Annotated in this window: 15 protein-coding genes and 1 pseudogene; 9 read left to right on the forward strand and 7 right to left on the reverse strand. The window is 62.1% G+C overall.

Annotation, left to right across the window (positions count from 1 at the left end):
- Positions 1–17 precede the first annotated feature (17 nt).
- Entirely contained in the window at positions 18–788 is a 771-nt protein-coding gene (locus GEU84_RS17540; RefSeq protein ID WP_152828364.1) for an SDR family NAD(P)-dependent oxidoreductase, read from the forward strand.
- Positions 788–3,390, forward strand: a pseudogene (locus GEU84_RS17545) (cation-transporting P-type ATPase). The gene GEU84_RS17540 and the pseudogene GEU84_RS17545 overlap by 1 nt, the downstream one beginning before the upstream one ends.
- Positions 3,391–3,805: 415 nt before the next feature.
- On the opposite strand, the gene GEU84_RS17550 reads toward GEU84_RS17545, so the two are convergent.
- From GEU84_RS17550 to GEU84_RS17560, 3 genes are read right to left on the reverse strand one after another with little or no spacing between them, the layout of a single operon-like run.
- Positions 3,806–4,912: an aminomethyl transferase family protein gene (locus GEU84_RS17550; RefSeq protein WP_152828365.1), complete on the reverse strand. Its 1,107-nt coding sequence runs from the start codon at positions 4,910–4,912 to the stop codon at positions 3,806–3,808.
- A gap of 1 nt (position 4,913) precedes the next feature.
- Complete coding sequence (locus GEU84_RS17555; protein ID WP_152828366.1) at positions 4,914–7,073, reverse strand: oxidoreductase; 2,160 nt, start codon at positions 7,071–7,073, stop codon at positions 4,914–4,916.
- Entirely contained in the window at positions 7,063–7,683 is a 621-nt protein-coding gene (locus tag GEU84_RS17560; protein ID WP_152828367.1) for a hypothetical protein, read from the reverse strand. The genes GEU84_RS17555 and GEU84_RS17560 overlap by 11 nt, the downstream gene beginning before the upstream one ends.
- Before the next feature lie 374 nt (positions 7,684–8,057).
- Here GEU84_RS17560 and GEU84_RS17565 point away from each other — a divergent pair, with 374 nt between their 5' ends.
- Positions 8,058–8,681, forward strand: coding sequence for a TetR/AcrR family transcriptional regulator (locus tag GEU84_RS17565; RefSeq protein WP_152828368.1), 624 nt, complete (start codon positions 8,058–8,060; stop codon positions 8,679–8,681).
- 230 nt (positions 8,682–8,911) lie between these two features.
- Here GEU84_RS17565 and GEU84_RS17570 read toward each other — a convergent pair whose 3' ends face one another.
- On the reverse strand, positions 8,912–9,496 hold the full coding sequence (locus GEU84_RS17570; protein WP_174539958.1) for a YgjV family protein: 585 nt from the start codon (positions 9,494–9,496) through the stop codon (positions 8,912–8,914).
- Complete coding sequence (locus GEU84_RS17575; RefSeq protein ID WP_174539959.1) at positions 9,496–9,780, reverse strand: hypothetical protein; 285 nt, start codon at positions 9,778–9,780, stop codon at positions 9,496–9,498. Before GEU84_RS17575 ends, GEU84_RS17570 begins: the two co-directional genes overlap by 1 nt.
- A 136-nt stretch (positions 9,781–9,916) precedes the next feature.
- Between GEU84_RS17575 and GEU84_RS17580 the strand changes: the two genes are divergently transcribed.
- The gene (locus tag GEU84_RS17580; RefSeq protein ID WP_174539960.1) at positions 9,917–11,815 is read left to right on the forward strand and encodes a PAS domain S-box protein; all 1,899 of its coding nucleotides are present in this window, start codon (positions 9,917–9,919) and stop codon (positions 11,813–11,815) included.
- Here the strand turns inward: GEU84_RS17580 and GEU84_RS17585 are convergent.
- A complete protein-coding gene (locus tag GEU84_RS17585) occupies positions 11,805–13,583 on the reverse strand; it encodes a calcium-binding protein (protein WP_174539961.1) in 1,779 nt (592 codons plus the stop codon). The two genes, GEU84_RS17580 and GEU84_RS17585, sit on opposite strands and share 11 nt — an antisense overlap.
- 249 nt (positions 13,584–13,832) lie before the next feature.
- Between GEU84_RS17585 and GEU84_RS17590 the strand changes: the two genes are divergently transcribed.
- The 5 genes from GEU84_RS17590 (at position 13,833) to GEU84_RS17610 (ending at position 21,402) form a co-directional block, all read left to right on the forward strand.
- Positions 13,833–14,570 carry a response regulator gene (locus GEU84_RS17590; protein ID WP_152828372.1) on the forward strand — a complete coding sequence of 246 codons (738 nt, stop codon included), beginning with the start codon at positions 13,833–13,835 and terminating at the stop codon, positions 14,568–14,570.
- Positions 14,571–14,735: 165 nt separating this feature from the next.
- Positions 14,736–14,978, forward strand: a complete 243-nt coding sequence (locus GEU84_RS17595) for a hypothetical protein (RefSeq protein WP_241427748.1) — start codon at positions 14,736–14,738, stop codon at positions 14,976–14,978.
- 333 nt (positions 14,979–15,311) lie between these two features.
- Positions 15,312–16,115, forward strand: coding sequence for a hypothetical protein (locus GEU84_RS17600; RefSeq protein WP_152828373.1), 804 nt, complete (start codon positions 15,312–15,314; stop codon positions 16,113–16,115).
- Positions 16,116–16,239: 124 nt separating this feature from the next.
- The gene (locus GEU84_RS17605) at positions 16,240–18,144 is read left to right on the forward strand and encodes a hypothetical protein (protein ID WP_152828374.1); all 1,905 of its coding nucleotides are present in this window, start codon (positions 16,240–16,242) and stop codon (positions 18,142–18,144) included.
- Positions 18,145–18,414: 270 nt separating this feature from the next.
- On the forward strand, positions 18,415–21,402 hold the full coding sequence (locus GEU84_RS17610; RefSeq protein ID WP_338144827.1) for a toll/interleukin-1 receptor domain-containing protein: 2,988 nt from the start codon (positions 18,415–18,417) through the stop codon (positions 21,400–21,402).
- A 60-nt stretch (positions 21,403–21,462) separates the two neighbouring features.
- Here GEU84_RS17610 and GEU84_RS17615 read toward each other — a convergent pair whose 3' ends face one another.
- The gene (locus GEU84_RS17615) at positions 21,463–21,714 is read right to left on the reverse strand and encodes a hypothetical protein (RefSeq protein ID WP_152828376.1); all 252 of its coding nucleotides are present in this window, start codon (positions 21,712–21,714) and stop codon (positions 21,463–21,465) included.
- Between the last annotated feature and the right edge of the window lie 73 nt (positions 21,715–21,787).

Here is a 21,787-nt window from a genome sequence, read left to right on the forward strand (position 1 = left end):
CAGGAAAGGACAAGACCATGAACCGTCTTGACACAAAAACCGCCATCGTGACCGGGGGTGCCGTGGGCATTGGCCGCGCCTGTGTCATCCGCATGGCGGAGGAAGGCGCAAAGGTCGCCATCCTTGACCTGCTGGAGGCCGAGGGCATGGCGCTGGCCGCCGAATTGGTGGCAAAGGGCCATGAGGCAGCCTTCTGGCCGGTTGATGTGGCTGACGAGGCCGCGGTGAAGGCTGCCATCGACGCTGCAGCCGCCCGGTTTGGAAGCCTCGATGTGCTGGTGAACAACGCGGGCATTTCCGGCAGCCCCAAACCCACCGATCAGGTGTCCGAGGCGGAATGGGACCGGGTTCAGGCGGTGAACGTTAAGGGCGTTTTCTTTGGCACCAAACACGCCATTCCGCATCTGCGCGCAGCCGGCAAAGGCTCGATCATCAACCTGTCGTCCATTGCCGGGCTGATCGGGGTTGGCGGCATCGCGCCCTATCATGCCTCCAAGGGCGCGGTGCGGTTGATGACCAAGAACGACGCGATCACCTATGCGGCGGAAAAGATCCGGGTGAACTCGATCCACCCCGCCTATATCTGGACCCCGATGGTGGAAAACCACCTGCGCGCCACCGCCCCTGATCTGGAGGCGGCAAAGGCGGCGGCGGGGGCCGCGCATCCGATCGGCACCATGGGCGAGCCTGACGACATTGCCTGGGCGGTGGTCTGGCTGGCCTCGGACGAGGCGAAGTTCGTGACCGGCACCGAGATCGTCATCGACGGCGGCTACACGGCGCGATGATGCACCTGACCCAGCCGCACGCCAGCCCCGCCGCCGATTGCCTTGCCGGTCTTGCCGCAACGCCTGATGGCCTGACCGCGCCAGAGGCCGCACGGCGGCTGGCCGAACATGGGCCAAACCGCCTGCCGGACGTGCGGTCGCGCGGGCCGGTGGCACGTTTTCTGCGGCAGTTCCACAATGTGCTGATCTATGTGCTGATCGTTGCGGCCGTGGTGACGGGCGCCCTGCAGCACTGGTTGGATACCGGGGTGATCCTGGCCGTGGTGCTGGCGAACGCGATCATCGGCTTCGTCCAGGAGGGCAAGGCCGAGGCGGCAATGGCGGCAATCCGGGGCATGCTGGCGCCGAAAGCCGCCGTGTTGCGCGACGGGCAGCGGTTAACGGTGGACGGGGCCGACCTTGTGCCCGGCGACATCGTTCTGTTGGAGGCGGGTGACAAGGTGCCCGCCGACCTGCGGGTGATCGAGGGGCGGGGGCTTGCCGCGCAAGAGGCGATCCTGACCGGCGAGTCGGTGCCCGTGGAAAAGGGCCAGCCCCCGGTCGCCGCTGATGCCGCCCTTGGCGACCGCCGGTCGATGCTGTGGTCGGGCACGCTGGTCACCATCGGCACCGCGCGCGGGCTGGTGGTGGCGACGGGCGCGGGCACCGAGATCGGGCGCATCGGCGGGCTTCTGGCTGGGGTGGAACAGTTGACCACGCCGCTGGTTGCGCAGATCGACCATTTCGCGCGCTGGCTGTCGTTCCTGATCCTGCTGGTGGCGGGGCTGCTCCTCGTCTACGGCTATTACGTTGGCCACATGCCTTTTTCCGATCTTTTCATGGCTGTGGTCGGCGTCGCCGTGGCGGCAATCCCCGAAGGCCTGCCCGCCGTGATGACGATCACCCTGGCCATCGGTGTGCAGGCCATGGCTCGGCGCAACGCCATCGTCCGCCGCCTGCCTGCGATCGAGGCCATCGGTTCGGTCTCGGTGATCTGCACCGACAAGACCGGCACCCTGACCCGCAACGAAATGGTGGTAGCTGCGACAGAGACGGCGCAAGGCGTCTTTGCCATCGATGGCGAGGGCTATGCGCCGACAGGTGCCATCACCCGGCGGGTGATCTTGAACGGCTCGCCCGGGCGGCGGCGCTGTGCAATGACGCTGCCCTTCGCTGCAAGGATGGTGTCTGGATGGTCGAGGGCGACCCGATGGAGGGCGCGCTTCTGGCATTTGCGGGCAAGGTCGGCAGTGGCCCCACCGCGCGCCGTCTGGACGCGATCCCCTTCGACAGCCGTCACCGTTTCATGGCCGTGCTGACCGAGGGGCCGCAGGGCCGCGTGACCCATGTAAAGGGCGCGCCGGAACGCGTGCTGCGGATGTGCGCGGGCATCGACATGCATCACTGGCATGACCGGGCCGAGGCGATGGCGCGGCGCGGTCTGCGTGTGCTGGCGCTGGCAGAGCGGCCAGAATCGGGCGACCAGATCGATACGGCCACGCTGGACCACAGCCTGACCTTCCTTGGCCTCGTCGGCCTGATCGACCCGCCGCGCCCCGAGGCAATTGCCGCCGTGGCCGAATGCCGGGCGGCAGGCATCCGGGTGAAGATGATCACCGGCGACCATGCCGGAACCGCCGCCGCCATCGGCGCGCAGATCGGGCTGGCGAACCCCCACCGCGTGCTGACCGGGGCCGATCTGGACAAGCTGGACGACGCGCAACTGGCGCTGGAAGTGGCGGATGTCGATATCTTCGCCCGCACCAGCCCCGAGCACAAACTGCGCCTTGTGACCGCGCTGCAGGCGCATGGCCTGTCGGTGGCGATGACCGGCGACGGGGTGAACGACGCGCCCGCGCTGAAACGCGCCGATGCGGGCATTGCGATGGGCCTGAAGGGGTCGGAAGCCGCCAAAGAGGCCGCCGATCTGGTGCTGGCCGACGACAACTTTGCCAGCATCGCCGCCGCCGTGCGCGAGGGCCGCACGGTCTATGACAACCTAAAGAAGGTGATCAGCTGGACCCTGCCGACCAATGCGGGCGAGTCGATGGTTGTGGTGCTTGCCCTGCTGGCAGGGTTGGCCCTGCCGGTGACGGCGGTGCAGATCCTGTGGATCAACCTGATCACCGGCATCACACTTGGCCTGGCGCTGGCGTTTGAGCCGACCGAGACCGGCACAATGGCCCGCCCGCCGCGTGCCCGCAATGCGCCGATCCTGTCGGGCGAACTGGTCTGGCATGTCGTGCTGGTCGCTACCCTGTTCATGGCAGCGGTCTTTGGCATCTTCACCTATGCCACGGGCAAAGGCTATCCGCTGGCTTTGGCGCAGACGATGGCGATGAACACGCTGGTGGTGCTGGAAATCTTCCACCTGTTCTTCATCCGCAACATCCACAGCACCTCGCTGACATGGGCCGCAGCGCGCGGGACGAAGGTGGTCTGGAGCGTCGTCCTTGTCATCTCCGCCGCGCAATTCGCTGTCACCTACCTGCCGCCCTTGCAGGCGGTGCTGGGCACAAGGCCCGTTCCGCTGATGGACGGTGTGTTGATCGTGGCCATCGGCGCCGCCTTTTTCGCACTGATAGAAATCGAAAAGCAGATCCGGCTGGGGTTGAAATCATGATGCGACCACCAAAACGAAAGCCGCCTTCCCATGCCCTTCTCGCTGCTGCCGGACGCCGGCGAAACTGCCCGCAATGGTGCCGCCCCCCAAACACTTGCAACAGCACCGTCCACACAACGCCCCCGACTGTGCGGCGCGCGGCACTCCACGCCCGGCCGATCATGATCGTTCCGATCTGGATCATGAAACACCGCAACCTTGATCTGCCGCCCGAAAACCCGGGGGTGAGCTATCTGGTCGGGCAGGGTTTCACCGTCGTCATGATCTACTGGACCACCCCTATATCTGATAAGCGCGATGGACCTTGCGGTGTTGGCCTTTCCGAACGCCGGATAACCGATGCCGCCGCGACGTGGCGGATCGCCGCGCCAGGGGCGCTTGTCGCGGGTAGGGGTCCACAGCCCTGCGGTCTGCGTCACCCGCGCGTGCGTCTGCGGTCGGGGTCATGGACCGGTATCTTGACCACAGATCCGAGATGGCCCGCGGCGGAGACAACTGTTCCCTCCGAAGCATGTGTTGTGTCGATCCGGCCCAAAGCGAGCATTTTCCCGCCCAGTGCTGGCGAAGGTATGGCCATGCTCACGACTCCGGCAAGACTGCCTTTGACCGTGATCTCGGCCCCATCCAAACCATCGGCCCCTTCGGGAAAAACGATCGAGGCGACGGTTTTCTTTGCGCTGCCTTTTGATGCGGCAAGTGCTGTCCTTCCCTGAAACTCCGGCTTGGCCAAATCCACAGCCCAGCCCATACGGCATTCCCATGGCGTTGAGGTATGGTCATATTCCAGGCCACCCATGATAAGCCCTGCCTCGATCCGGGCCATCATGAGGGCCGCACCACCGACTGGTTTCAGGCCGTGTTTCTGCCCCGCTGTCGTCAGGGCTGTCCAAAGTTCCGGCGTTCTTGCAACGGGCAGGAGAAGCTCGTAGCCAAGCTCGCCCGTGAAGCCCAGGCGACTGATCTGCATGGAAATCCCGGCGATGGTCACGCCGGTGCGGAAATCATAGTAGGGCAGCGCCATGTTGGAGAGATCGTGCGCGGTGAGATCTTGCAGCAGGGCGCGCGACTTCGGCCCTTGCACCGAAATCTGGGCATGATCGGCACGGCACTCCCGCACCAGCACGCCCGGACCGGCGGAGGCTGTCAGATCTTCACCCAGACGGGAATTTGCACCCATCACCATGACGCGCTCGGGGCTGTGGTAGAACACCGTGCAATCGTCGATCATATGACCGTCCACGTCGACGACCACTCCGTAAGCCACCCGCCCCGGCTTCATCGCCGTCACATCGCGCGAAAAGACCCGGTTCACGCAATCGGCGGCCCCCGGCCCGGTCACGTCGTATTTCAGCAGCATCGAGAACTCGATTGCCGCCACATGGTTGCGGATGGCGTCATACTCGGCTTCGGGGTCGCCCCAAGTGACGGGAATGGCAAAGCCAAAGACATCCATCCATTCCACCACCCCATCACCATAAAGCGCGGCAAGCGGGGTGGGCATAAGGGTATCGGGATAGGTCATTCTACCGTCCTCCGCCAATGGCTGCCGACAGGGTTTGCGCGCCCAGCCGGTAATCTTCCTCGGTTGCCCCGATCAGGCGGCGTTCGCGGATAAAGGGCTGGTGGGTGTCGGGGTCTTCGGTGTCGAACTCACGTGCCAGACGCGCGCCCGAAAAGGTGGCCTGCGCGATCATTCCCGGCGTATGGGCGTCGCCGATCAGGTGGATCGAGGTGATACCGGCCTCTTTCAACCGCTCGGGCTGGGCTTGCAACTGGTCATAGATCGCGCATTCCGACTTTCGCCAGGTGACCATCAGGACCGAGTCATAGGCGGTCTCGGTTTCCTCGTTGGTCCACTTGTTCACCGAGGTCACTTTGCCGCCTTCGACGGACACGGCGAACTGTAGTGGCAGCAGTTTGACGCCCAGTTCCATCAGCTTCATGTGGACGCGCTGTTCTTCCAGCGTATAGCGCAGATAGGGGCCGACGCTTTCGTTATGGGTCAGATAGACCACCTCATGGCCCTTTTCGGCCAGATCGATCGCCACGGCAGAGCCCATGAAATAGGCGTCATGGTCGATCACCACCACGCGCTTGCCGACCGCCTTGCCGTCGCGGACATACTGGTCGGGCGTCACGATTTCGGGCTTGGACGCATCTGCCCCAGCGATGTAGTCATGGATCGGCGCGCTCATCCCCGTGGTGTCCCAACTGGAGCCTGTCGCAAAGATCACATGCTGCGCGCCATAGTTCAGGATGTCGTCAAGGCTGAGCCTTGTGTTCAATTCGATGCCTACATGCGTGTGCAGGCTCAGCTGGGTCTTGCGCCAGTCAACCACCCGTTTCCAGGTGCCAAAACCCGGCAGTTTCGTCACCCAGTTGAGGTGCCCGCCAACGGCTGACCCCGCATCGACCAGTTGCACGGTTTCATACCCGCGCTTGCCCAGCACCATGGCGCATTCAAGACCAGCGGGGCCTGCGCCCACCACCATCACGGCGGGTTCTGGATTTCGGGTCGGCACAAAGATTTCCGGGTGCCAACCGCGGCGGTATTCCTCGCCCGCTGTTGTGTTCTGCGTGCACCAGATCGGCGGGCCGCCCTTTTCCCAGCGGCTGACGCAGACGTTGCAGCCAATGCACTCGCGGATGTCCTCATACCGCCCGTCGCGGATCTTGTTGGGCAGGAAGGGGTCGGCGATTGACGGTCGCGCCATGCCGATGATGTCGCATTGCCCCGAATTGATCGCCTTGACCATCACATCTGGGTCGGTAAAGCGGCCGACGTTGATGACGGGCTTCTTAGAGACGCGCTTGGCGTGGCGGGTATAGGGGGCCTCGTGGTTGGTCTCGAAGAAGCGTGAGGAACCGGCGTCTTCGCCCCAATTCAGCGTCCCGATGTTGATGTCCCAATAGTCTACCAGATCGTCAAGCAGTTCGATGAATTTCACCCCTTCACCTTCAGCCCGAATGCCCTGATCGCCATAGCCGAACGGCGCATCCAGCGTGTCGATCGGAAAGCGGATGCCAATGGCGCAGTCCTTGATCTCGGCGCGCATCATCTGCATCAGCTCTACGGTAAAACGGGCGCGGTTTTCAAAACTGCCGCCATATTCGTCGGTGCGCTTGTTGTTCCAGGGATAAAGGAAGTAGTTCGGCACGGTCGCCAGACCGCAGAACACCGTCAGAAGGTCAAACCCTGCCTCGCGTGCCCGCAAGGCCGCATCGACATGATCGCGCTGCATCTTGCGGATGTCCCTCAATGACATCTCACGGGCGCTGGACATGCCCTCCATCTCGTTCGGAATCTGCGACGGTGCCCGGTTCGGCATCCGGGTTTCGGCGTTGAAGCAAAAGCTGGAGCCGTGGGTCAGTTCGACACCGGCAAGGCAGCCGTGACGATGGGCCTCTTCGGTCATCATCCGCAGGTTCTGGATGTCCCCCTGATCGATCAGTTTCGATCCGACCCATGGCATGGCGTCACTGTCCGGGGCCACCATGCAGACCTCGGTGAAGACCGCGGCAAAGCCGCCTTCCGCCTTCATCCCGCGGTGCATGGCCTGAAACCCGGGCTTGTCGGACCCTGCACCATTGCAATGGGGCACCTGCCAGAACCGGTTGCGCAGGGTTTTTGGCCCTAGCTGGATGGGTTCGAAAAGGACGTCATGTCTGGGATCACGAGTCATGTGATTGCCTTTCAACTGTCAAATGCATGGTTTGGGTGGCTTTTGGCACGGTCACATCCGGATCGCGCAACTCTTCGGTACAGATCGCCGTCGCCTCAATCCGGATGCGCGCGCCGAAGGTGAACAGGATCGCCGCCACCATGCCGCCGCCGGCGAAGATCAGGTTCGGATCAAGAATGCTGTAGGCCAGATCGCCCGCGCCACCCTTTGCAACTATCGCAAAGGCAGCGATCAGGCCGATGACAACCCCAAGCGAAACCAGAGCCCTGGCTGAAACTGCCGGCTCGTTGCAGCACGGAAAGCCGATCAATGCGACGGTTCCTCCGGCCTCGCCGCCCCGGGTGCGGGCGCTATGCGCATGACAGGCCCCCGCATCGCGAATACGACGGGCCAGCGCAACAAGGCCGAAAGCTGCGATCGGCATGATGACCGCCATGATGACGAAAGTGCCCGGAACACCGGCGCCGATTCCAGCAAGCATGGCGATCGGAATTGCCCCCGCAGTTCCTGCCAGGGGCCCCGCTGCCGATACTACCAGGAAGACCAGCAGGCCAAGACCGATCAAATTGTTCTTCAGATTGTTCGCCTGAAGCGGTGTCGCATGTTCCATGTTTTCCCATCCCGGTTGGTATCGTTCTGATTCTGTCTCCAACCAGACGTTCTGGACAAAGCCCGGCCATGGCGGGCGAAGAACGCTCGCCGTGACATCGGCGGATGTCTCGGGTTTCGGGGTCGAGGGATTGTTCACAATCGCGTGCTGTCCAATCAGTTTTGCGAGGGTGCCACCATAAGTCAAGTATTTCTTGCGTTTTTGGGACTTCCTACGGCTTCAGCCAAGAGACTTGGGTATGAGCCATGAGAGTGTTGCGGCCAGACCACTGATAAAATTGGGAAAAGACCTGCACCCATGGGCTTGGTGCAGTTCCGGACGTGGGTTTCCCTTGCTGCGTTTCTTGTCTAGATTGGCCGCCAGAGGAATGTTCAATGAAGCCTGAAGACTTTTTGCTCGTCCAACCACAGCAAGAGCGCGCCATCGCAAAGTTCCACAAGATGGTTGAGGCAGGTGGCGAGATTCTTGCGGAAGGCGGCTTTGGCAACCTGACGTCTGATGCTGTTGCTGCGCGCGCCGGCGTGAACATTTCTACATTTTACAAGTATTTCGCCAACCGTGATGCCTTGGTCGGCTACTTGGCGGTCGCCTTCATAGAAGAGCAGACTGCTTCACTCTGCGGCCTCGTTGCCCGGACGCCGCCCGATGCGCCGCTAGAACAGCTGATTCCCGCCATGATCGACACTGCCGTTGATGACTGGGCGAACAACCCCACATCACGCGCGTTGCAGGGCAGCTTCATTCTCGACCCGGTGCTTTATGCCGAATACAGCCGCAGCAGCCTGGACGTTGCCGCCGCCCTGCGCCCCTTCATGACAGCGTGGAACATCGCAGGCAGCCATGAGGATTGGGAGCGCATGCATTCCGTATTCGGTGACTGCGCCATCGTGCTGTTTGACCGTGCAGCAAAGGCAGACCCGGACGAACAAGCAAAGGTCATTGCGCAGCTGAAGAACCTTGCCGTGGCGTATTTTCGAACGGCGGTTGCATCCCAATAGCATCAGGTCGGATACCGCTTCTGGTAGCGGCAGACCGGATGAAGGCATGGCAGGCCCTGTCGCTGCGGCGCATTTGAGAATGCCCATCCGGACGCTTGGCTCAGAGTGCGATGTCCGGGCCATGGGTCAAGGCCTGTTCCGCCATGAAGATCGGCTTGCCGGAGGAGTGGCATGGGCAGTGCGCCGGGCGGCAACCGCCCGGCACAACGTTTGTGCAATTCGTGTTCGGGTCATGCGGCGGCGCGCGGTTCGGCGGTCAGGGCATTTCGCCATTCGCGTAGGCGCTGGGAAAAGCCCGCTGCGAACCGGGCCGGGACGACGCCCTTGCGGTGCAGGATGAACCCAAGCCCGATGACGAAGCACAGAACGTCGGCGCAAAGCGGAATCCAGGCCATGGCCAGCACGTCATGGGTGAACCACAGCGCCGATCCGGCAAGAAAGGCGAAGCGCATCGGCATCTCGCTGGACATCATCCGGGCCAGCGCCACGACCGTCATCGCGGCAACCGCCAGAAGCGTCAGCGGGCCAGACCAGGCCACGGTGCCGGCCACCCAGAGCATCGGAATGATGCCATAGCCGACCACGCTTGCAGCAGGGCGCCGCAAGGCCAGGATGGCCGCCGCAGCCTGCACTGCGGCCAAACCGTTCATCGCCGCCGCAGGCACGAGGCCCAGCATCAGGAAATGTGCCCCAAAGGCCAGACCTACGCCGGTCTGCACCTGCAGCATCCGCCGGGGAGAAGTGATCAGGGCACTGGCGACAAGCATCCCTGCCGCCAGCAGGCCCAGACCGGTTGCAACGGTTTCAAGCGCCATCACCATCGCTCCATCACCTCGACCCGCAATTCCAGCCGGCGCGGTTCGGCACCTTTCAGGGGAAGACCGATGTCCGCGCGCATGCGGTCGCACATCCGGTCCACATGTTGAGATTCGCGATACCGCGCGTCGGCTGCCAGCACCGCCGCAACAAGGCGGGCAAGACGTCCGGGGCGGTGGGGCTTGGTGATTTCCCGCAGGTGCAAGCCGGTTGTTTTTTTGCGCAGGTGGCTTGCTGCGGGCCAATTTTCGACAATCTGGAATTGTGCATTGGTCTGGGTCATTGACGTTTCTCCTGTCGGGCAGGACTGCTTGACCCACCTCTGATGACCGGTAATCTGGCGCTGCAGCGTCGCGCCATTTTCGCGCATGCAGCATGAACTTGTCGCAATTGTCGCGACGGCAGGGGGGTGTCGGGCCTTGGCAGACCATCCGGACACATTGCTGGCCGCCCTGGTGCGCAGTTCGCTGAACGCCATCATCGTCGTGGACGAGGCGGGTCTGGTGGTGGAATTCAATCCGGCCGCCGAAACCATCTTCGGCCACTCGCGCGCGCAGGCGATCGGGCGGTCGATCGGCGATCTGATCGTGCCGCAGCATCTGCGCGCCGCGCATCAGGCCGGGATGACCCGATATATGGCGACCGGCGTGCCGCATGTGCTGAACCGCCGGGTCGAGATCGAGGCGATGCGCGCCAGCGGCGAGGTGTTTCCGGTCGAGTTGTCGATCAGCGAGGTCATCACCGGCGACACCCGACATTTCGCCGCCTCGCTGCGTGACCTGACGCGTGAGCGGGCCGCCGAGGCCGCCCGCGACGACAGCGAGGCGCGGCTGCACGCCTTCATGGAGCATGCGCCCATCGGCATGTATCTGAAGGATGGCGCCGGGCGCTACATCATGGCGAACCCGGAGTTTTCACGGGTCTTCGGGCGACCGCTCGAGTCCATTCTGGGGCGCAGCGCGGATGACCTGCTGGAGCCGTCCGAGGCCGAAATGGTGCAGGCGAATGATGCCCGGGTGCTGGCCACGCAGAAATCCGAGGCGGTCGAGGAATACCTCGTCGGTCGGGATGCCTACACATGGACGCTGGTCCTGCGCTTTCCACTGTGGTCCGAGGGCGCGCAGGAATGGCGGATCGGCGGATTTGACATCGACATCACGCCGCTGAAGCTGGCGGCGGCCGAGGTGCAGCGCAGCCAATGGGCCCTGCTGCAAAGCGAAAAGCTGTCGGCCCTGGGAAAGCTGCTGGCGGGTGTCGCGCATGAATTGAACAACCCGCTGGCCGTAGTCAAGGCTCAGGCCGAGATGCTGGGGATGGAGACCGAAGGCACCCCCCTTGCCGCGCGCGCTGCCCGGATCGGGCGGGCTGCGGATCGCTGCGTGCGCATCGTGCAGACGTTCCTTGCCCTGGCCCGGCAGCGCCCGCCTGTGCGTGAGGTCATCCGGCTGAACGCGCTGGTCGAGCAGGTGATAGACTTGCTGGCTTTCCAGTTGCGCGCAGCGGTCATCACCGTGCGGCGCAACCTCGTGGACGGTTTGCCCGAAACGACCGGTGATCCGGACCAGATCCATCAGGTGGTGATGAACCTTGCGCTCAACGCGATTCAGGCCATGGAGGCGCTTGACCCGGCCGTCGCACGGACGCTGACCCTGACAACCGGGCAGTCGGCGGACGGCAGCCTGTGGCTGGAGGTGGCCGACAGCGGTCCGGGGGTCAGCGAAGACCAGCGGGGGCGCATTTTCGAGCCGTTCTTCACCACCAAGGATCAAGGCAAGGGCACCGGCATGGGCCTGTCCTTTTCGCGCGCAATGATCGAAGGCCATGGCGGCACGCTGGACGTGGCGCCGGGCGCGGGAGGGGCGAGGTTCCGGTTGACCCTGCCGAGAGTCGAAACAGCGGCGACGTCTGACGCCAAGACCGTTTCCGCCGTCCCCGAGACAGGCACCGGTGCGGCGCTCATCGTGGATGACGAGATTGATGTGGCCGAGGCGCTGGCTGATCTGATGCGGGTGTTGGGCCACCGCACCGAGGTGCGCACCAGCGCCAACGGCGCGCTGGCGGCACTGGCCGCACGCGATTTCGATGTGATCCTGGCCGATCTGTGGATGCCCGATCTGGACGGGACGTCGTTTCTGGAGGTGCTGTCGGCAACCCATCCGCTGGCTGTGCCGCGTCTTGCCTTTGTCACGGGCGATGTGCTGGGTAGCGCGGCGCAGGAAAGCCTGCGCCGCGCCGGTCGTCCGGTTCTGGCAAAACCATTCGATGTGGAGTCCGTGCGCGCCATTCTGATGGCACTGGGCCCGAAGGTCAGAGGATGAAATCCGAACCCTGGAAATCGACCTCGTAGGGGTTGCCGATGCCGTAGACCACGATGTTCAGGTCCGCCACGCCGTCGCCGTTGATGTCGCCGAAGATCTTGATCCCCGCGCCGCCGACCTCGGTCCACAGATCGCCCGCACTGGTGAAGAACGGCTTGTCCCCGGTAAAGTTGAACGTCTGGTTGCCGGCAAGGGTGGTGTTGGCGTCGATGAACGACAGGTCGATCTTGTCGGCACCGAAGTCGAAGCCCACCACCTTGTCATAGGTGGCACCCGTCGAATCCGACACTGCGTAGAACACGAAGCGGTCGGCCCCTTCGCCGCCATAGAGCTTGTCCTGCCCCGCACCGCCCGCAAGGGCATCGTTCCCTGCGCCGCCGTACAGCGCATCATTGCCGGTGCCGCCGTCCAGCCGGTCGTCGTCGTTGCCGCCGTTCAGCGTGTCATGGTCGGCCCCGCCGTAGAGCTTGTCGTTGCCGTTGCCGCCGTTCAGCGTATCGTTGCCGCCCAGGCCGTAGAAGGTGGAAACGGCCTTGGCCGGGTTTTCGCCCCAGGATCCTTCGATCACATTGGCCAGCGCGTTGCCGGTGCCCGTGTGGTGCTTTTCGGTGTCGAAGTACAGTCGCTCGACGTTTTCGGCCAGGGTCAGGTAGGTCTCATCCGTCAGAACCGTGTCGATGCCGCCATCGAAGCCCTCGATGACCTTGGCCGAGGCATCGACGTTGTAGGTGTCGTTGCCCGCGCCGCCGAAGAGCGAGTCGTTACCCGAGCCGACAAGGCTGTCATGGCCCCCGCCGCCGAACAACTGGTCGGTGCCCCCCTCGCCGAACAGCTTGTCATCATCGTCGTTGCCCCACAGCGTATCGTTGTCCGCCCCGCCCCGCAGTGTGTCACCATGAGCCCCGCCATAGATCTGGTCGGCCCCGCTGCCGCCATAGACCACGTCATAGCCGCTGTCGCCATAGACCGTGTCATTCCCGGTCCCCGCCGTCAGCTCATCGTCATCCGCACCGCCATAGAGCTTGTCATGCCCAGCGCCAGCCTTCAGGGTGTCGTCGCCCGTGCCGCCTTTCAGCGTGTCCCAGCCGCCGGTCGAGATGATCGTGTTGGCCATCCAGTTGCCGGTCAGGACCGAACTGAGGTCATCGGACTTGTAAGCGTTGTTGTATTCCGACGCGGCATCCGCAACGATCAGGTCCTCGACATAGTCGGCGAGGGTAAGCTTTGCGCCGGCCTGCACGATCAGCGTGTCATGGCCGCCGGTCGGATCTTCGACCACCTTGTCGCCGCTCCAGTCCCACAACACGAAAACGTCGTCGCCGATCCCGCCGACCATCGTGTCGGCCTTGTCGTCGAACCCGCCGATGATGGTGTCGTTGCCGTTTCCGCCGGACAGATAGTTGGCGCCTTCCCAGCCTTCGACCAGGTCGTTGTCCCAGCCGCCGAACAGGCTGTCGTCGCCCTCCCAGCCAGACAGCGTGTCGTCGCCCTCGTCACCATAGGCAACAAGCTTTTCATAGGTCAGAACCGTGAAGTTGGCCTGAACGATCTTGTCGTTCCCTGCACCGCCGTGGATTGTGTCAGAGCCGGATTTGCTCCAGATGTCGTCATGGCCGCCCCCGCCAAAGATCAGGTCGTTGCCGTCGAGCGTCCAGATCGTGTCGTCCTTGGTGCCGCCGTGCACTTCGTAGTCAAAGTCGATCAGGCCGTCGACGGGTTTGAACACGTTCTCGATCAGCGGTTCTAGATTGATAATCTTGTTTGGCATCGCTGCCTCCTTTGTTTCGATGCGGGCTTTCTGCCGCATCGTCCGCTCGTTTCTGCGTCGCAGCGTAAGGAGGTTTGTCGCAATTGTCGCAGTGCGTGACGCCTTGTGCAGGGGCAGAGCGGCGCAAGACCGTGCGCCACTCGCGAAATATTTGTCGCAATTGTCGCAAAGCCGGGGCCGGCTGGTGCATTGCGCGCTTCCCTGGATTAACTATTGTTGCAGATTGAGCAGCTTGGGAGGGCCTGATCCATGACCCCACGCGCAGCGCCGACGCTGAAGGGCGAAAAGGCCCGGATCATCGTCTGCGAGGATGATCACGACATGCGCGAGACGCTCGTCGAATTCGTCGGGATGCAGGGCTACGCTGTCGAACAGGCGGTTGATGGCGCCAGCCTGCGGCGTCTGGTGCCGAAAGTCCGCCCCGACCTGGTGCTCTTGGACCTGAACATGCCGGGAGAGGACGGGCTTTCGCTGGCGCGCTGGCTGAAATCGGACCACCGCTGCGCCATCCTGATGCTGACGGCGATGGGCTCGCTGCCCGACAAAGTGGTGGGGCTGGAGATGGGGGCGGACGACTATCTGCCCAAGCCCTTCGAACTGGCCGAACTGCGCGCCCGTATCCGGGCCGTATTGCGCCGCACCATGAACCCTGTGGTGGTGAACGGCCGCCCGCCCGACCGGATGCGATTCGGCAAATGCGTCTTCGACCTGACCGAACGTCTGCTGTTCGACGAGGCCGGAAACAGCCTGTCGCTGACGGCGATGGAATACGACCTGCTCTACGTCTTCGCCACCCATCCGCGCCGGGTGCTGAACCGCGACCAGATCCTTGAACTGGCCCACAACCGCGCGTGGGACCCTTATGACCGGTCGGTGGACAACCGCATTTCACGCCTGCGCAGGAAGATCGAGGTGGACCCCGCCCACCCCCAGGTGCTGCGCACCGTGCGCGGCGAAGGCTATATCTTCGAGCCGGACGACCTATGACCTTCGCGGCAACTGCGACAAAGCCGCCGCGCGCATGGCTAGCTGACGGTCGGCCTGATTGCGTGGCGCAATCGCAAGCGGTCGTTCAACTGCGCACGCACTCACACCCGCTGGCAACTGGTCGCGAACGACGGCACCGGTGCACTGACCCTGACAGACATGGGAGTGGTTCTCAGCATCGCGACCGGCGGGGTGCTGACCCTCTTCATCGCGGCACCGCTCAATGGCAGCTCGGTCTGGGTGCGGGTGGTGGATGAGGTTTCGGACGCGGTGTTCGAGCAGGAGATCACTGCTGACCTGCCAGCCAACACCCAGTTCCTGTCGCCGAGGCTGTTCATGAACAACCGCGCAACGGCGGCATCGGTCGCCTACGACTGCTCGGGGGTGTATCTTGAGACTGACTATTAATGCCCGAATACCTCGGCCAACATGCAAACAAGAACTTCAAGGCTGTGGGCCGCAGGAGGCGAGCTACTTCCTGCTCTCTGACAACACCCGCAATTGGGATGGCCCAGAAACGTTGCGAGCCGATTCTCTATGGTCACTGCATGAGAGCTTGTCAGACGACCACCCCGGTCTGGCGTGAAAACGGAGCGGAGATCCGCCTTGTACAAAACTCTTGGGACGCGACGAAGTCCTATCTTTGCTGCCCATATATCGCTCGGACCTTGTCAGCAATTCCGGGCGGTCGATCAACCTTGCTTGGCGGGCAGGCAGGCGGAAAATGCCGAGCGACCGAGATTGATCGTTGACTGGCAGCAACTATCCGATCAGCCGCGCCAAAAAATCAGCATAGCCAAGTATTCGCACTGCCGGGGCGGATCAACCAGAGGAAGGAGCGAGATGTCACTTTCACCAAACCCGACCTTTCAGCATTCAGTTGCTCAAGCTTCAGTCAAGACCGCTGGGATTTCTGAATGTCGAAAAACGCGCGCTCTGCACCGCATCCTTGTCTGCGCGGTTCTCTCAATCGGGACGAGCACGGCTTTATCGCGCGCTGCGGAGGCTCAACATTGCGACTTCATCCTGTGCGGTCAGGGACATCGCCAATACTGCGAGCCTCAATGTCGTGGTGGCACAGCCCCGACAAACCCGTTCGATGATGCTGTCGGCGATCTGTTGGCTTGTCTCTTGATGCCGTCGCTACCTGGTTGTCCGGGCGGAGGGAGCACCGCTGTCCCGCAGTCGGCGGCTAAACCACCCGTCGCGCCGCATAGCCCTTACAGCATTGCTGCCAATCCGGACATTCCGTTGCGGCTTCCCGAAGACAAGCGATGGATCATTGTCGCAAGCGGCCGAGACCGCGTTGAAGTTGTCGGACGCGCTTTGGAGTTCGCTGAAATCTACGGAACAACACAGGTCTTCGTGACAAGCGACGGAATTTATGCGGCGACTATCGGCTGGGACTTTGCCGGACCAGCCGAACGGGCGCGCGAAGAACTTGTACGGACTGGCCAAATCCCTGAAGACTCATTCCTTTCACGGGGCATGAAACATGTCGACCGCGTTTGGGCAACAGACGCCTTGATGGCAGTGAAGCCATAGCGGTGTTGTCACTGAAACTTGACGCACCTTGGGATAGCGTGCTGCGCAGGCTCGATCTGTACCAACCAAAGCCCCTTCATCGCTCGCCGTCGTGGCAGACGGAGTCTACCGACAGGAGGTTTTCATGAACGTCTCATTGAACCGCTCCCGAACGCATCTTGCTAGCTGCCTACGCAGCTGCGGTGTTGAAAGCAGCCAGCCCTACCCGGTCAGTGCGCAACATGTGCCAGATCGTAGTGCGATGACCCACAATCGCGGCCTGGCCAATAAACTTGTGCACCTCTCCAGCCTCGTCGTGCTCGGCATCCTGCTTTTGGGGCGGCAAACGTTGATGGTTTTCGAGCATGCCTGCCCGGAAGCCGGTAGACCTCCCCTGATAAGGGCCGGGCATCGCGATACCCGGCAAAAATACCGTTCTTGCTGCCCAAAAACCGATCAGTCCGCCGTCTCAACACCGCCGAAGCCGTGGATCAGACAGGCATTGACCCTGCCGATCGCAGCGTGGTTAGGTTTCTGGTGTAGCGGCACGGTGGGTTGGAGCGCGATGAAGGCGAGCCTAGTTGCGCTAATGATTTTGCTGTCTCCATCTCTTGCGGTCGCGCAGCAGGCAGGGTTGTCTCAGGAAGCGGTGCCCGGCGACCTCCCCCTGTTCGCACGCCTTTACGATGACCGTGGCGCGCGCATGACCGTTCAGGCGTTCTGCGAACTGACGGGCCGAATCACCGCCGCGAACGAAGGGCTGGTTACCACGGCCAGCATGGTGCATCCCGACCAGGCTCTTAACGAAGGCTTCTGCCGCGTCCTGCGCGGCGTCACCGAACCTTGGACCGAAGGGCCTCCGATATCGATGCGGGTCGAGGACCCGGGGCTGATCGCTTGCTACTCTGTGATCGATGGGGTGATCCCGATTCTCCTGGATCAGCCGGCAGAACAGATTCTCGGCCCCGGCAGTTCCTGGACGAAGGCGATCCCTGACAAGCTGGCAGAACGCTATGCCTACTGTCTTGCCCATGCTCTGAACGAGGATGATGACGACCGCGCCCTCTATTTCGCCGTGCTTCTGGTTGTGGGCCAGAAGCTCGGCTATGCCGAGCTGGTCGGCCATGCCCTCGCGCTCGGTTTGGGCACAGCGCCGGACCTTGATGCAGCGGCAGCCTGGTATGAGGGTCCCGTTTTCGACCTGCCCGCCATGAGTGCGGCGGAACAGGCCGAACGTCGGGAGCTGAACCGTCTGGCTTTGGCCGCAATGCGCGACAACCGCGATTTCGACAAAGCGATGCAGGCGCTTCCAACGGATCGCGCGGTGTCCTTCATCGAGGAATGGGCGCGCGCCATGAACACGCTGGATATTGCTCTAACCTATAGGGACACTGGCATGACAGCGAAGTACCGTGCTGAACTGTCTGGCGTCATCGCCCGCGCTGTGACAGAGTCCATAACCGGAAAGATCGAAGCGCCGCCGCCGCACGCCGAGGAACCGGCGCAACCGAAGAAGGCGACAAGCGGCATTCGCTGGGGCATGACGACGTCGGAACTCCAGGCGCTGTTCGACGGAGGGTATTTGTATGATAACAGAATCCGGTTTCAGTTTTCGACACCTGGGCTGCGTGAAGCGATCGGAATAGACCCTATGCTTATATCGGTAAGCTACGTTCCAGAAGTGTTCTTCCACTTTGATTCGTCGACTGGACTGAAGAAGATATCGATCAGATCGGATCTGGTCCCAGTTTCCGTCGGCGATCAAGTCGCGCCCAGCCTGGACCTTTTCGGCGAAGCACTTGGAAACCTTGTTGGTGTCTTTGGCGAAGCCACAGTAGACGACAATCCTTCCGCAGAACCGATTGACAGGCTGATATGGTCTTGCCTGGCTGCTGAGGATTGTAAGGCACCGATCTCAATCTGGACGAGTTCTAGCATTCAGGTTTCCTTTTCCCTTTATGCTGAAAAAATGTTCCCCAGAGAAACATCAACTTATCTAGCTGATAAAATAAGACCGTTCCTCAAATTGCGGATCGAGCCAGCCCGATGAAACAAGTTCGTGGGGCGAAACTCGTTTTCGCTGAACTCCAAGTTGGCAACAACTTTCGCGACCGAGGCGCCACCGCATCCATCTTGGCCCGAAACTGTTCGCTGCGGGCCGCTGCTTTTTCATCGCGTCGCGGAGGCCGTGAGATGCGAGCTTGTTTGGCATCGGAGGGACGCCGTTTTGGGTAGTTAAGGCAACCAAGTCAACCCAAGAGCGACGAGGTTCCTCGAAAAAGCCTAGATCCGTGATGGAGTTCGAAAACTGGAACGTATAGTGCCTCAATCCGATACATCTGTTGCGGTCTTCATATGCTACTCGCGCCGCGATATGAGCGACGCGAATGCGTTGGCGTCGGCGCTCGAGGCCGACGGTTTCACGCCATTGATCGACCACAGGGACTTGCCCTACGGCGAGGAATGGCGTCGCGAACTCGAAGGTCTGATCGCGGGTGCCGATGTGGTGGTCTGGCTCGTTTCGCCGGATTCTGCGTTGTCAGACTGGTGCAACTGGGAATTGGGCGAAGTCGTTCGCCGCGCCAAGAGGCTAGTTCCCGTCGTGATCCGGCCAGTCGAACCCAACATGCTGCCGCAGGCGCTCGGTCGACTGCAGCTGCTGCCGTCGACCGGCATTTATACACCAGAACAACACTTTCCTGTGCTTCGAGACACTTTGAGGGCGGATCAAGGGTGGGTGAAGCAAGCAACCATCCTTGGCATGAGCGCGCAAGAGTGGTCTCGCTCTGGCAAGGGCACTGGGAACCTTCTGCGCGCAGAGGCACTGGACGCTGCCGAAGCCTGGTCGGTCAACGTGCCGCGAGAAACACCTGCGCCATCTTCGGCGATACTGGAGTTCATTCTGGCCAGTCGGCGCGCCCATCGCAAGCGCCAGCGCATGACGGTGGCCGGGTCGCTGGCGGTGGCTGCAATCGCGGGCCTGCTGGCATTCTGGGGGTTGGATCGCGCCGAAGAAGCAGAAACGCAGCGTGCACTTGCGGATTCCAAGACCCGCGACGCCATAGCCAATGAAAGCCATGCGCTGTCAGCCCTGTCTGATGCCGCCTTCGCACGCGGAAACACGACGCACGCTTTGAAACTCGCCCTCGCAGCCTGGCCGAGGGTCGGCGACGAAGGGCGCCCCCAACTCAAGCAGGCGATTGCGGCAATGGCGGCAGCGCTTCCCTTTCATGTTTCACGGGTTGCGTTTATTGGACACGAAGATCGGATCACCGACGCCGCCTTTGCGCAGGATGGTGCAAGCGTCGTTACAGCTTCAATCGACGGCACATTGCGAATCTGGGAAACCACATCCGGCCAGCTTATCCGGGTTTTCGATGGTCACGATGGCGCAGTGACAAGCGTTGACATCTCGCCGGATGGAACACGTCTTGTTTCCGGGTCACGTGAGGACAACACGACACGGCTCTGGGATGTACATACCGGCGTGCCCGTCGGCGAGATCATGCGGCATGCATATGCAGTGCAGGATGTGGCGTTTTCGCCCGACGGCACGCGCGTCGTATCAGCTTCAATCGACCATACCGCAAAGATCTGGGATGCCAGTACGGGCCTGCAGGTTGGAGTCGCGATGGAACACGAGTATCATGTCCGGACGGTTGGCTTCAATTTCGATGGCAGCCTGGTTGTCACGTCATCGGATGATGGATCAGCCAGGCTGTGGAATGGCACAACCGGCGCCCCTGTCGGCGATCCGATGCGACACGCGGACTGGGTCATTGGAGCAAGTTTTTCCCCGGATGGTTCGCGGGTCCTGACATTCTCGCGGGATGGAACAGCCCGTCTTTGGGACGGTCGGACAGGTGCGGAACTCCTCCCACCGTTGGTGCATGAAGGGCAGGTCACGCACGGTATCTTTTCGCCCACAGGAGAGATGGTCTTAACCGCAGCGCTCGATATGAAGGTGCGGATGTGGGACGCTTTCAACGGGGGCGCGCTGGGCAACCCGCTGGATCTTGGTGAGCCGTTCATTTTCGTTGCATATGCGCGGTCTGCGGAGGTTTTCGCAACGATCAGCACAAGCGGCAAGCTGCGCGTCTTTGCTTCGCGATCTGCCGAGCAGATTTGGGACACCATTGACCTTGGCGGCAGAGTGGGCGGTGCAGTCTTCTCCTCGGTTGGGACCAAGCTCCTGGCGTTCATGGCGGATGGGTCTGCGGTTATGTTGGACCTCGCGACAGCACGCCAGAACGCAAGAGAGCTGGTCGGCGAGAATGTTCCGGTCGTGTCGACAGCATTCTCCCCGGACGGGAAAATGCTGGTCACCGCATCATTCGGCGGTGCGATCACGCTCTTCGATGTGGTGACTGGCGAGATCGTGTGGCGGACGGCCCCGGAAGGCCCGCAGTATACGGGCGTTGGCTTTTCGCCTGATGGCCTTCGCATTGTCGCCAGTACCTACGACAAGTCCTCCCATGTGCTTGACTCAGCAAACGGAACGGAAATGTTGCTGCTGGTTGGCCACCAAGACATTGTGAGAAGCGCAGAGTTTTCCCTATCTGGCGACTCGATACTTACGGCATCGGACGACGGCACAGCCAGGCTCTGGGATGCGCGGACCGGTAAGCCCGTTGGCGGGCCGATCCGACATGACAAGGCGGTGTGGACCGCCCGGTTCTCGCCCGATGGAAAGCGGATTGTCACGGGTTCCTTGGATCATGGTGTCCGGATATGGGATCTAGATTCTGGTGATCAACTGTTTGAGACATTCTGGTTGCCCATGCCTGTGACCCACGTCGCGTTCTCTGCTGACGGTTCCATGATCGCCGCCTCGACCTTGGGCGTGCCCTCCTCTCTCGGGCACCATGACAAGACCGCTGGCGGATACGTTTGGAAAGTCGAAACTGGCACGGTTGTCGCAGAGATGGGCCAGCATGACTGGGCAAGCAGCGTTGCGTTCTCGAAGGACGACAAGCGCCTGTTGACGTCGTCCCGTGACGGCACCACGAAGCTTTATGATGTCGCGACGGGAGCCGAGATTTCGTTGCCCCTGTTTGTCGACAGTCAGACGCATTTCGCGGTGTTTTCGCCTGACAACCGGCTGGTTGCAACGGCATCCCATGACGGTGTCGCGCGACTGTGGGAAATGCCCGCGGATCTGGGTCAGCATGGTTTCCAAATCGCTTGTGCGCGGCTGGGCCAGGATACAACCCTTGACGACATCCAGCAGTCCATCGGCCTTGAGAAGTTGGTTCCGATTTGCGGACGGAACGGGCCGTTGCCACCAAGTGGGATGCCATTGCAGTGAGGCAGGCGGCGACATGGACCGCCTGTCCGCTCTGTTCGGCTCGACATGGCTGTAGGTCGATCAGCAGTTGTCGGTCGTGGTGCAAGCGACAATCATGGTACCGACGGCGACGACGAACACATAGTCCCAGAACCCCGGCTTCGCAGTCGGTTGCCGGGCTGCGGCGGCTTCCTTTGCTGCGCGTTCCCGTTCCATATCAAGCAGCATCTCGGCACAATTGGATTGACCGCCGCAGTTCGCATGTGCAGGGCTGCCCAAGGCGCCCATCAGGGCAAAGGCGACGACGAGGACGGGTTTTGCAGTCGTTTTCATGATGTGGCTTCCTTGTGTTCAGGGCTCAGGCGTCGAATCGATATCCAAGCAATAGCCCGGTCAGTGCCGGGCA

The sequence above is a fragment of the Fertoeibacter niger genome, assembly GCF_009380135.2.
Classification (GTDB): domain Bacteria; phylum Pseudomonadota; class Alphaproteobacteria; order Rhodobacterales; family Rhodobacteraceae; genus Fertoeibacter; species Fertoeibacter niger.

Coding starts and splice junctions, on each gene's coding strand:
- GEU84_RS17590 (WP_152828372.1), top strand. CDS start 13,833: ATGACCCCACGCGCAGCGCCGACGCTGAAGGGCGAAAAGGCCCGGATC.
- GEU84_RS17565 (WP_152828368.1), top strand. CDS start 8,058: ATGAAGCCTGAAGACTTTTTGCTCGTCCAACCACAGCAAGAGCGCGCC.
- GEU84_RS17605 (WP_152828374.1), top strand. CDS start 16,240: ATGAACGTCTCATTGAACCGCTCCCGAACGCATCTTGCTAGCTGCCTA.
- GEU84_RS17570 (WP_174539958.1), bottom strand. CDS start 9,496: ATGGCGCTTGAAACCGTTGCAACCGGTCTGGGCCTGCTGGCGGCAGGG.
- GEU84_RS17555 (WP_152828366.1), bottom strand. CDS start 7,073: ATGACTCGTGATCCCAGACATGACGTCCTTTTCGAACCCATCCAGCTA.
- GEU84_RS17585 (WP_174539961.1), bottom strand. CDS start 13,583: ATGCCAAACAAGATTATCAATCTAGAACCGCTGATCGAGAACGTGTTC.
- GEU84_RS17550 (WP_152828365.1), bottom strand. CDS start 4,912: ATGACCTATCCCGATACCCTTATGCCCACCCCGCTTGCCGCGCTTTAT.
- GEU84_RS17560 (WP_152828367.1), bottom strand. CDS start 7,683: ATGGAACATGCGACACCGCTTCAGGCGAACAATCTGAAGAACAATTTG.
- GEU84_RS17540 (WP_152828364.1), top strand. CDS start 18: ATGAACCGTCTTGACACAAAAACCGCCATCGTGACCGGGGGTGCCGTG.
- GEU84_RS17615 (WP_152828376.1), bottom strand. CDS start 21,714: ATGAAAACGACTGCAAAACCCGTCCTCGTCGTCGCCTTTGCCCTGATG.
- GEU84_RS17575 (WP_174539959.1), bottom strand. CDS start 9,780: ATGACCCAGACCAATGCACAATTCCAGATTGTCGAAAATTGGCCCGCA.